This is a genomic window from Ensifer sp. SSB1 (assembly GCF_016652895.1).
Classification (GTDB): domain Bacteria; phylum Pseudomonadota; class Alphaproteobacteria; order Rhizobiales; family Rhizobiaceae; genus Ensifer.
In genome coordinates this window covers 1-9,524 of record NZ_JAEPRP010000230.1, presented here as the reverse complement: position 1 = coordinate 9,524, position 9,524 = coordinate 1, and the positions used below count along the sequence as shown (strand labels likewise).

Annotated in this window: 9 protein-coding genes; 7 read left to right on the top strand and 2 right to left on the bottom strand. The window is 61.6% G+C overall.

The genetic code is table 11. From position 1 onward, the window contains the following. Positions 1 to 327: hypothetical protein (locus I8N66_RS33745; RefSeq protein WP_291163787.1), on the bottom strand; the 327-nt coding region annotated here is incomplete at its 3' end. 269 nt (positions 328 to 596) lie between these two features. Between I8N66_RS33745 and I8N66_RS33740 the strand changes: the two genes are divergently transcribed. The 4 genes from I8N66_RS33740 (at position 597) to I8N66_RS33725 (ending at position 5,402) form a co-directional block, all read left to right on the top strand. After that, a complete protein-coding gene (locus I8N66_RS33740) occupies positions 597 to 3,032 on the top strand; it encodes an arylsulfatase (protein ID WP_291163785.1) in 2,436 nt (811 codons plus the stop codon). 101 nt (positions 3,033 to 3,133) lie between these two features. Next, the gene (locus I8N66_RS33735) at positions 3,134 to 3,481 is read left to right on the top strand and encodes a hypothetical protein (protein WP_291163784.1); all 348 of its coding nucleotides are present in this window, start codon (positions 3,134 to 3,136) and stop codon (positions 3,479 to 3,481) included. A 230-nt stretch (positions 3,482 to 3,711) separates the two neighbouring features. Continuing rightward, a complete protein-coding gene (locus I8N66_RS33730) occupies positions 3,712 to 4,350 on the top strand; it encodes a glutathione S-transferase family protein (RefSeq protein ID WP_291163781.1) in 639 nt (212 codons plus the stop codon). Positions 4,351 to 4,496: 146 nt separating this feature from the next. Next, a complete protein-coding gene (locus tag I8N66_RS33725) occupies positions 4,497 to 5,402 on the top strand; it encodes a hypothetical protein (RefSeq protein WP_113540471.1) in 906 nt (301 codons plus the stop codon). A gap of 46 nt (positions 5,403 to 5,448) precedes the next feature. On the opposite strand, the gene I8N66_RS33720 is transcribed toward I8N66_RS33725, so the two are convergent. Next, on the bottom strand, positions 5,449 to 5,781 hold the full coding sequence (locus I8N66_RS33720; RefSeq protein WP_113540472.1) for a hypothetical protein: 333 nt from the start codon (positions 5,779 to 5,781) through the stop codon (positions 5,449 to 5,451). 318 nt (positions 5,782 to 6,099) lie between these two features. On the opposite strand from I8N66_RS33720, the gene I8N66_RS33715 reads away from it, so the two are divergent. The 3 genes from I8N66_RS33715 to I8N66_RS33705 form a co-directional block, all read left to right on the top strand. Further along, positions 6,100 to 7,587 (top strand): nucleobase:cation symporter-2 family protein, encoded by a 1,488-nt coding sequence (locus tag I8N66_RS33715; RefSeq protein WP_113540473.1) that lies wholly within the window; start codon positions 6,100 to 6,102, stop codon positions 7,585 to 7,587. Positions 7,588 to 7,771: 184 nt separating this feature from the next. After that, positions 7,772 to 8,377, top strand: coding sequence for a nucleoside deaminase (locus I8N66_RS33710; RefSeq protein ID WP_291163776.1), 606 nt, complete (start codon positions 7,772 to 7,774; stop codon positions 8,375 to 8,377). Between the two features lie 147 nt (positions 8,378 to 8,524). Further along, positions 8,525 to 9,524, top strand: a 1,000-nt coding sequence (locus tag I8N66_RS33705; RefSeq protein ID WP_291163773.1) for a cache domain-containing protein, incomplete at its 3' end; no start/stop codon positions are given.

Here is a 9,524-nt window from a genome sequence, read left to right as displayed (position 1 = left end):
TTCGATCCACTGATTGGTGGTTCGACCGACTCTGGCGTTCTGCAGGCCCTCGGCCCGTGCTATCGCCAAAGCGCGCTGCGGGGTACAAATGCGGCCGGCGCGGCGATCACGATAATTGCGGTCGCGATAGTAGCGGTCGCGATAGTTGCGGTCGCGATAATAATCGTCGCCATAGTCCTCGTCGTAGTAGCGTCGGCCATCGTCATATCTTGGCCCACCGCCATCGATATAGAGCTCTACGCCCTGAGCATGGGCAGCGCCCGGCATCAGGGCTGCGCCGGGTATCAACGACGCGAGCATCAGGCTGATTGAAATGATCTTTCTCATGGATATACCTCCGAATCGGTAGCCTATCTAACGCTTCTGTTTATGAACGCAGCCCGAACGGAATTGTTCGCGCAGCGAAAGACGCGGGTCTGGGCGACCCGGACAGACCGTCTGCGGCGCATTGGTCGGAGATGACTGGGGCTCGAAAAGACCGGTCGTAAAACAAACGCGCGTCAGGTTGTTCTACCTTTCCCGTGCGCGGTGATTTGCGTATATTAGGTCACCCTAATTCGGAGAGGGTTCAACGATCTGCAACAGAGGTGTTCGCCATGACCATTGGCCAGAGCATGCTTGCGGGTGCAGCTTTCTTCGCGCTTGGTTTTACGCCCGCATGGGCACAGCAGGTTTCAGGGACGCTCGGCGCACCCGGAGCGACCACGACAATCACGGGTAAGCAGTTGCCGTCGCCAAGTCCGGCTTTTGGCGGCGTGATCAAGGAAAAGGCCTCGGAATCGACGCCCTGGTGGACGCCGCGCGTCGTGCCTCCGAAAGGCGCCCCCAATGTGCTGCTCATTATGACGGACGACCAGGGCTTCGGTGCACCGAGCACCTTTGGCGGGGTCATTCCGACACCGGCGATGGACCGCATCGCCAAAGAGGGGTTGCGCTTTACCAACTTCCACTCGACATCGCTTTGCTCGCCGTCTCGCGCGGCTCTGATCACCGGGCGCAATCACCATTCCGTCGGTTTCGGCGTGGTCGGCGAAATCGCTACCGGCTACCCCGGTTACGATTCGATCATTCCCATCGAAAAAGGAACGATCGGCACGATCCTCAAGGAGAATGGCTATGCCACCGCGTGGTTCGGCAAGAACCACAACACGCCGTCCTACCAATCGAGCCAGGCGGGGCCGTTCAACCAATGGCCGACAGGCATGGGCTTCGATTATTTCTACGGCTTCGTCGGCGGCGATGCCAGCCAGTGGCAGCCGAACCTGTTCCGCAACACGACCGCCATCTATCCGTTTGAGGGCAACCCCAAATGGAACCTGGAAACAGCCATGGCCGACGAGGCGATCCAGCACATCAAGCAGTTGAGCGAGATCGCCCCCGGCAAGCCCTGGCTTGTATATTACGTGCCCGGAGCCACCCATGCGCCGCACCATCCGACGCCCGAATGGATCAAGAAGATCAGCGACATGCACCTCTTCGACGAGGGCTGGAACAAGGTTCGCGAGACGATCTTCGCCAATCAGAAGCGGCTCGGCATCATGCCTGAGAGCGCGAAGCTCACGCCATGGCCGGAAGGGCTGCCGCAATGGGATTCCCTCAGTATCGAGGAGAAGAAACTGTTTATCAGGCAGGCCGATGTGTACGGCGCCTACCTTGCCTATGCCGACAACGAGATCGGGCGCGTCATCCAGGCGGTGGAAGACCTCGGAGAGCTCGACAACACCCTGATCATCTACATCGGCGGCGACAACGGAGCGAGCGCCGAAGGCATGGTCAACGGTACACCGAACGAGTTCACCACGTTCAACGGTGTCGAGGTACCGGTCAAGGACCAGTTTCTCTGGTATCCGTTCTGGGGTTCGGAGCGGACATTCCCGCATTTCGCGGCCGGATGGGCCTGGGCGATGGATACCCCCTTCAAGTGGGTCAAGCAGGTGCCTTCGCACTTCGGCGGGACGGCGCAGGGCATGGTCATGTCCTGGCCGGGCCACATCAATGACGCCGGCAGCATCCGCCGGCAGTTCCACCACTTCATCGACATCGTGCCGACGATCCTCGAAGCGGCCGGCATATCGCAACCGGAGACGATCAACGGCATCACGCAGGAGCCGATCGAAGGCGTCAGCATGGCCTATACATGGGACAAGGCGAATGCCACGGCCCCGACGCAACACCAGACGCAGTACTTCGAGATGCTGGGAAACCGCGCGATCTACCACGACGGATGGATCGCCGCGACGACGCCCGCGACACTGCCGTGGGAACTCAGCACCAAGACGCCTCCCGACGTGATCACCGGCTACAACTGGGAACTCTACAACGTCGACGAAGATCCGACGCAGTTCTCCGATCTTGCCGCCAAGATGCCCGACAAGCTGAAGGAATTGCAGGGCCTCTTTTATGCCGAAGCGAAGAAGTACAACGTGCTGCCGCTCGACAATTCGACGCTCGCACGCTGGAACGCTCCTCGACCCAACCTGACGGCCGGACGGACGGAATTCACCTATCGGGGAGAATTGAGCGGTGTACCGGCCAGTGCCGCGCCCAGCACCTTGAACAGGTCCTATACGATTACCGCCGAGGTCGAGATACCCGACGGCGGTGCCCAAGGCATGATCGTCACCGAAGGCGGCCGCTTTGGCGGTTACGGCCTCTTCCTCAGCAAGGGAGACTTCGGTGTCGGTAGCGGGAAGGTCGTGTTCCTCTACAATCTCCTCGACCTCAAGCGCACCATGTGGGAGGGACCGGAGCTCGAACCCGGCAGGCACACGATCGTCTTCGACTTCAAGTCCGATGGAAAGGGACTTGGCGCCGGCGGCACGGGCGTTCTGTCGGTGGACGGCAAGGAGGTCGCCAGGAACAGCATAGACCATGGCATCCCGGTTACCTTCCCCGAGGATGAGACCTTTGACGTCGGTCTCGACACACGCACCGGCGTCGCCTTGCTGGAATATCGCTATGACACGCCGTTCCGCTTCACGGGCAAGATCGACAAGCTGACTTTCGAATTGAAGCCAAACGCAACGCCCTAGAGCGTCTATTCCGCTTTCAGTGGGTCCACTTGAGGGCGGGATGCTCTAGCGCCGGTGGATCGCAAGGCTTGGACTTAAACGGCTGGCGGAGGTGCGTTCCTATGATACGCGTGCTTGATCTCGCCGCCTTCGGGGAGATGGCAACAGGGCTCGCGCTGGTGGTGGTGCCTTCGTTTGTGGGGCAGGTATTGCTTGGCGAAGTACTGACCGGCCCTGCTATCCCGACGGCCCGGGTGGCAGGAATTGCCCTGATCGCACTCGGGCTTGCCTGCTGGAAGAATTCAGGTCTTCTCGGCATGCTGATCTACAGCGCGGCAGTCACGCTCTATCTGGCTTTCTTCGGACTGACGGACGGTTCCGTGGGCGTCCTTCTGTGGCCAGCGGTCGCAGTTCATGCGGTTCTGTCGGTCCTGCTTTGGCGCAGTCGTAACAAATCCAGCACCAGCTAGAGTGCGGTGCCTTCAACCGAACGCACCAAGGACGCCCTGGAACTCTCATTCCAGAGCATCTTTCGCCTCCGGTGCTTCCACTTGAGAGCGGGATGCTCTCTGTCATCGGCCATGCCTTGCGCTGATGACTGGTCTTTCTCGTCGAAGCGGCGCTCGATTTTTCTCTCGCGCCTGTCGGCGAGCGGCGCCTTCGTTCGTCTTCATAGCGTGTATACACGGAGAGAGACCGCATGAAGCTCTATTTCAGCCGCAATCCCAATCCTCGCCTGGCGGTGGCCGTCGCGCGGCATCTGAACGCCGAGGTCGCGTTCGAATTTGCCGAGCCGCTGGCGCCGGGGAAGGCGGAGCGCTATCGGCCGCTCAACCCCAACCTGCTGCTGCCGATCCTGGAACGGCCGGACCGCTCGCTCTGGGAGGCGGATGCGATCGCCTGCTTTCTTTCGCGCAGGACAGGCTCCAACTTCTGGCGAGCGGATGACGACGAGCCCGAGATGATCCGCTGGATCAGCTGGGGCAAGGAGAACTTCATCAGGGCCTGCGACATGGTGCATTGGGAGCGCGGCACCAAGCTGCGCTACGGTATCGGCTCCTGTGACGAGGCCATGGTGGAGGAGGGGCTGAAGGCCTTTCACAAGGCCGCCCGGCTGCTTGAGGCCGAGCTCTCCGGCCGCGCCTGGCTGGTTGGCGATACCGTCTCCTTCGCCGATTTTCGCATGGCGACGTTCCTGCCTTACAACGATGCGGCGCGGCTGCCGGTCGAGGACTATCCGGCGCTCAGGCGCTGGTCTCGCCAACTCGAGGAGATCGACGCCTGGCGTGATCCTTTCCGCGGCCTCACTGCGCCGGAAATGCCGCCGCTTCCTGCCTGAGCGGAAGGCGCAAGGGCGTATCGAAAGGCCGCTGCCGCCGGGTCTGCTGCCGCTGGATTTCGTCTGCATTCCCAGTATGATGGGGGTCCAGCCCTCTTTTCGCTTGGCCGCCATCCGCGCGGTTGAGCGTGCCGAAAACTCCCATCATGTCGTTATCCGTCGTTTCCGCCGCGGCGCTATCGCCGCCTTATTCTGCCGAAGATCTGGTCCGGATGGATCGCTTTCGCGAGGGGCTCGATTCCGCTGCGCGCGAACTGCTGGAAACCCATCTCGCCCTGCCGCGCGAGGTGCACTACGTGGCCGATCTGCGGCGCTGGATGCTCAGCCAGATGACGATGGCCATGCATTTCGAGCATAGGCAGGACCGCACATGCCTGCCGATTTCGCCGGGCAATCTCGCCCGGACCATGAGCGCCATCGCCAGCCGCAACACCGTGCACGCATTCCTTTTCGAGATGCGGCGATACGGATTTGTCGAGCCGCTCGAGAGCGCGGACGGCCGGCAGCGCGCGGTTCGCGCAACCGAGATGAGCGAGCAGCTCATCCGGCGATATTTCGATATTCATCTCCGGGCGCTGGACATCATCGATGGCGGCGGGCGCTTCGCGCTGTCGCGGCAGCAACCGGACCTCCTGCACCGGGCGCAGCCCCGGTTTGCGCGCCTGCTCTTGGCGCGGCGCGATTGGCACAAGCCACCACCAAGCATTGCCAAATTCGTCCGCTCCGATTCCGGAAGCAGCGTCCTGCACGACCTGATCAAGAATGTGCCGTCGCTGCCTACCGATAGCGCGGCGCCGGTCTGGATCGGAAAGGTTTCTCCCAACGCTCTGTCGAGCCGATACCGTATTTCCAGAACCCATACGGCGCGGCTCTTTGGCCTGGCGCGGGAGGCAGGGCTGATCGGCTGGGCGAAGAAGAGCAATCGCGGCGCGTGCTGGATTTCGTCGGCGCTGGTGCACGATTACCGCTACTGGCAGGCCATCAAGCTTTCGGCCGTTGCGACCGCCTTTGCCGAAGCCTGTCTCACAAGCGGTGCATTGAAAGCCGCCTGAAGATGCATGCGGCGGGGGTCCGCTGAGGCTCCCCGCCGGGCGTTCATTACTCGTGGATCGTATAGGAACCCATTTCGCAGAGGTCCTGCGTATCCGTCGTCGTGTCGAGATCCTCGCCCTGGAATTCGAAGCGCATGTCATACCGGCAGACGCTGCGGCCATCGGCGATGGTGATTTCCATCTCTTCGCCGGGGCCAAGAGCCTGGCGGCCGAAGATGTCGTCTTCCCAGCTGTCGACGCCGGTCGGCGAAGCGTAGAAGTTGTTCAGAACCGAGTTCGTGCCGTTCTTCAGCGTGAAGACGAGATCCTCGGCATGGGCTGCGGTCGATGCACACAGCACGGCCGCCGACGCCAAAAAGGCGAAGCGAAATTTTTTCATGTTTTCAACCTGTTGGAATATGTTATTGCGAAGTACTGCGGAAGTTCTTTAGCCGAACTCGAAACCGATCTAAAGGTCGCTGTCGTACCATCTTTGGGTCTATCGGGATCTATTTGACCGGGCCGGCAGGTGAGGGCGAAATCGCCCCAAGGTTGGCGTTGAACGCCGTTGCCGATGGGCCCGCACGGACGCCGGAGCGGCTCCCACGCATTCCCGTTCGAATCCCGAAAGGTGTTTCGCGTTTTTTAGGAAGGCGCGATTTGCCGCCCTTCCGTTACCTTTTGGTTGTCCCGCTGGAGACGGGGCAATCGCAAAGGTATGGAGGAGATACCCTTGGCAAGTATTGCAGAGGAAAACGCACTACCAGAGAATCCCGAAGACGAACGGCTGAGCATCGGCGCCAATCTGGCCTATGGTCTGCAGCATGTCTTGACCATGTATGGCGGCATCGTTGCCGTCCCGTTGATCCTTGGCCAGGCGGCGGGCCTGAATTCCGCCGATGTCGGCCTGCTCGTCACCGCCTCGCTCTTTGCCGGCGGCCTTGCGACCATCCTGCAGACGATCGGCGTGCCTTTCTTCGGCAGCCGGCTACCGCTGGTGCAGGGGGTTTCGTTCTCGGGCGTCGCGACGATGATCGCGATTTCGGGCAATGGCGGTATCCCGGCGATCCTCGGCGCAGTCATCGCGGCCTCGCTGATCGGCCTTTTGATCACGCCGGTATTTTCGCGCATCACCCGCTTCTTCCCGCCGCTGGTCACCGGCATCGTCATCACCACCATCGGCCTGACGCTGATGCCGGTGGCGGCATTCTGGGCCATGGGCGGAAACAAGGCGGCGCCGGACTTCGGCAGCACCGCCAATATCCAGCTTGCGGCCGTGACGCTGATCATCGTGCTGCTCTTGAGCAAGCTCGGCAACGCGTCGATTTCCCGCCTTTCGATCCTGCTTTCGATCGTCATCGGCACGGGCATCGCCTATGTGGCCGGCATGACCGATTTTTCGCAAGTGGCCAACGGCCCGGTCTTCGCGCTGCCGAAGATTTTCCACTTCGGCTATCCGACCTTCGAGCTCGCCGCGATCATCTCGATGCTGATCGTCATCATGGTGACGCTGGTCGAAACCTCGGCCGATATTCTCGCCGTCGGTGAGATCGTCGAGACCAAGGTGGACTCGCGCCGGCTCGGCGACGGGCTTCGCGCCGACATGCTGTCGAGTATCCTGGCGCCGATCGTCGGTTCCTTCACCCAAAGCGCCTTTGCCCAGAATGTCGGGCTCGTTGCGGTCACCGGCGTCAAGAGCCGCTATGTGGTGGCAACCGGCGGCCTGTTCCTGGTGACGCTCGGCCTGTTGCCGATCATGGGGCGCATCGTTGCCTCCGTTCCGACCTCGGTTCTCGGCGGCGCCGGCATCGTGCTCTTCGGCACGGTTGCGGCAAGCGGCATCCGCACGCTGTCCAAGGTCGAGTACAACAACAACATGAACCTGGTCATCGTTGCGACATCCATCGGCTTCGGCATGATCCCGATCGCAGCTCCCGGTTTCTACGAGCACTTCCCGGCCTGGGTCGCCACGATCTTCCATTCGGGCATCTCGTCGGCGGCAGTCATGGCGATCCTGCTCAACCTGTTGTTCAACCACTTCACCGCGGGCAATTCCGATCAGCAGTCGGTGTTCGTCGCGGCGACGGAGCGCACGATCCGCTACCAGGATATTGCGCGGCTTCATGACGGCGACTATTTCCTCAACGGCAAGCTCTACGACGCCAAGGGCGTCGAGGTGCCATTGATCGTGGCGGAGGCGCACTGAGCCGACCGTCGCCTCGTACATGCAATCCCGGGTGGACGCCCCCTTGAGACGTCTTGCGGAATTGCCTTGAAATGCACAATCCGAAGGCCGCTTCGGATTGTATTGAGAGCCCGCCATTCCGGGCAGGAACCGCTTCCTGTTTTTCCTGGCGTTGATTGAAAGACCCAACAAAAGGACATTGGGAATGACAACGGAGACCGACACCTACCAACTGCTGGATGCGCTGCTTGGCACCATGGAGCGCGGCATCATTCCGGCGACGGAAAAAGGCGTTGCAGCCGGAAACAAGATCTTCGGTGCCGCGCTGATGCGCAAATCCGATCTTTCGACGGTGCTCGTCGAAACCAACAACGAGACGGAAAATCCGCTCTGGCATGGCGAAGTGCACACGCTGAAGCGCTTCTACGAAATCGAGGGTACCGAGCGTCCGGACAGCCGCGATCTCATCTTCCTCTCCACGCATGAGCCCTGCTCGATGTGCCTCTCGGCCATTACATGGGCGGGCTTCGACAACTTTTTCTACTTCTTCAGCCACGAGGATTCCCGTGATAGCTTCTCCATCCCCCACGACCTCAAGATCCTGAAGGAGGTCTTCACGCTGGAGCCGGGCGGCTACAACCGGACGAACGCGTTCTGGAAAGGCCAGTCGATCCATAAGCTGATCGACAGTCTGCCGGAGCCGCAGCGCAACGAGCTGAAGTCCCGCGCCGATGCCATCCGCGCCAAGTACGACGATCTTTCCGCCGTCTACCAGGCGAGCAAGGACGACAACGCGATCCCGCTGAACTGACGCGCGAAAAGCCTTTACCTGCACCGGGCCATTTCATTGTCTCATCGATTCAATGAAATGGCCTATTTGTTTGAAAGATTGCGCATTCCTGCCGGCCCGAGCAGGTGATAGGTTCCGCGAAATACAGTCGCGTTTCGGGGGAATTGCGTGAACTGGTCCAAGCCTCTCAGAGTGCATCTCAGCGTGCTCGTCGTCGCGCTCCTGCTTCTAACGGCGACGCCGATCATCTGGATGGCGTTCAGCCAGGGACGGCAGGCGGCGATTCTTGCCGGCGAGAAGCATATGCGCGAGATGAGCCTGCGGCTGATCGAGGGATACCGAAACGCGCTGGAGGGCGGCCATGAGGCGGTCGCGCTTGCCTCCACCGTGCCGCAGCTGGCCGTCGCGCCGCCGGGGGACCTGGAGCCGAAGGAACAGTTCTTCCTGGAGGTGCTCAGAAGCGTTTCCAACGCGACCAGCATCTATGCCGGCTATCCTGACGGTTCCTACCTGCAGGTGATCAATACGGAGCGGGACTATGTCCGCCAGAGCCTCGCGGCACCAGCGGGCACGGCCTTTGCCGTCCGGCTGCTCGCCCATGGGCAGGACGCGGGAACCGTTTCGACCCTTCGGTTCCTCGACGGCCAAGCCAGGCAGATCGGGGAGCGCCCGTTCGAGCGGACGAATTTCGACCCGCGGCAGAGCCCCTGGTATCAGGCCGCCACCAAAAGCGGCGGCGCGGTGTCCGTCGGGCCCTATGTCACCGGAACGCTCAAGGTGCCGACCCTGGCGCTGGCGGCGCCGCTGAAGGGCCGAAACGGCATCGTGGTCGGCACGAACATTCACCTGCAGACCGTCAGCCGGTTGCTCGATGCGCGGGAGATATCGCCGCGAGCGCGATCCTATGTCATCGGCAGCGACAACAACCTCGTCGCCCATTCTGATCCCGCGGTCATGAGCACGATCCTTGGCGCATGGTCGGGCGGCCACGGGGCCGACATGCACAGCCTGGACCCGAGCCTCGACGTCGTCGCGCGGCTGCGCAAGGACCCGGCCTATGCGGGCGGCGGCCTTGCCGAAGCCGATTTCGCCGGCGAACGCTATCTGGTCCAGATGGCGCCGGTCAGCGTTTCCGGCCTGTTCAAGGGCAGCTCGGTCGCAATCGTCG